2 protein-coding genes are annotated in these 1611 nt (G+C 52.1%); both read right to left on the reverse strand.

Annotation, left to right across the window (positions count from 1 at the left end; translation table 11 throughout):
* Window positions 1–791: metallophosphoesterase family protein (locus tag AC2FF7_RS22120; protein WP_496906358.1), on the reverse strand; the 791-nt coding region annotated here is incomplete at its 3' end.
* Window positions 792–852: 61 nt separating this feature from the next.
* A partial coding sequence (locus tag AC2FF7_RS22125; protein ID WP_496906359.1) for a hypothetical protein occupies window positions 853–1611 on the reverse strand: 759 nt, incomplete at its 5' end.

The raw sequence follows: 1611 nt of genomic DNA on the forward strand, positions 1-1611 counted from the left end.
CTTTCGAAATCAGGCCCTCGATACACCGCAATCCCAAATTCTCCGTTTGGCTGGAACGTTACATGAGTGAAACTGTGAGGCGATCTGGCTTTTGAGCCGATTAACCGTCGCGGGCCACCGCCCAAACAAGCTTGGGAGACGTAAGCTACACCGTCTTTCCAACCGGGATAGAAGGCATGATGGTGGCCTGACAGATGCAGAACGACACCGCTTTCCAAATAGATTTTTTCAAGTGTTGGGTCACCGATGATTTCGCGTTCGCGCTGGATCGCGAACGGCCAAAGTGGGAGGTGACTGAAAGTGACAATCGGGTCCTCGTCTGCACCCAGTTCCTGTAGCCGGTCCTGCTGATCGCCGGACAGCGGCCCTAGGGTCGTAGCATCCAGAGACGCAAACGTAATGCCTTGCATCTCAAATGCGTAGAAGAACGGGTAGTCATCTGAAACCAGGAAGTCGACGTCTGGCTTTCTCGGCGTCCATTCCTCTGCGTATATTTTTCTTTCACGCTCGAACCCTCGGTAAGCGGAGGCGTCATGGTTTCCCGGCGTGACCGCAAACGGAATTCCGGCAGCCGTTAAAGGATCTGATACCGCCTCGTGAAACGCTTTCCACATTTCCCTGACCTGTTTGTCGGACAAGTTGGGAATGCGCTGTCCCGCAACCATATCTCCGGTCGAAATAACCAGATCTGGATCAATCTCGACTATCCGCTCAATCGCCTTGTCGACGCGGGCATCGTATTTTACCGAACCGTAGCTTCCGTTCAGATCCGATATGACGATGACATCCAATGCCGCGGCCTTGCAGGTTAGCACAGCGGTCCAAATGAACACCGCAATAAGAGCAGAACACCTACGGTTCATAACAGTCCACAGCCTCTACCTCGGTGCCGTTTCTCAAAAAGAATGCGACAGGATCCAAGTCGAACATCAAATCGCCATTTGAACAATTGCTCTGGAGAATGGACGTTGCCAGCGCAGTATTTTTGACAACTTGTGCAATCTGACTGTCTGACAACCCAAAGCTTTGCGACAACCAGTCATAGACCGGGCCTTGCGACTGGAGGTCACTATTCAGCGCAACCAAGCGTCGGTATGTGCTTGGAGAGAAATGCCGCATTTTCTCTAGCATTTGAGTAGATTTCGCGAAGTTGGCATACTCAACCCGCCCACCAGCATCGTTGTCGTTTAGATTGCTGCGACGGATCAATAATGCGTCGGCGGGAACGTCTCCATCGTTTGGCTGATGGTGCTTGGCCTTCCTATGCTTCAGGTCTCCGTCTTCGACCCAATACCAATAGGGTGTGAAGTCTATGTTTCCTACGCGGTCCTGCTGGCTAAAGATGAAATCTAGGAGAACAATCTCGGTAAGTTCTTGCATCCAAAATGCCATCTGTTGGTCGCTGACATCGGGGCCGAGATCCTTGTTGATCATCCGGTCTCTTCGACCTTCTCTGACGCCCTCTGCGATTGCCTCTGACAATGGTTTTGAAGACCGCAAAGCTAAGAAAGCGGGCGTTTCCTGAAAATCGCGGTTCTGACCTTTCCCCCAACCAGATTTACGGGTGCCGTTGATTTCCGAGCCGTATCGATGCCCAGGGCTATCAAGCAG

It is taken from the genome of Ruegeria sp. YTSC325, assembly GCF_059609525.1.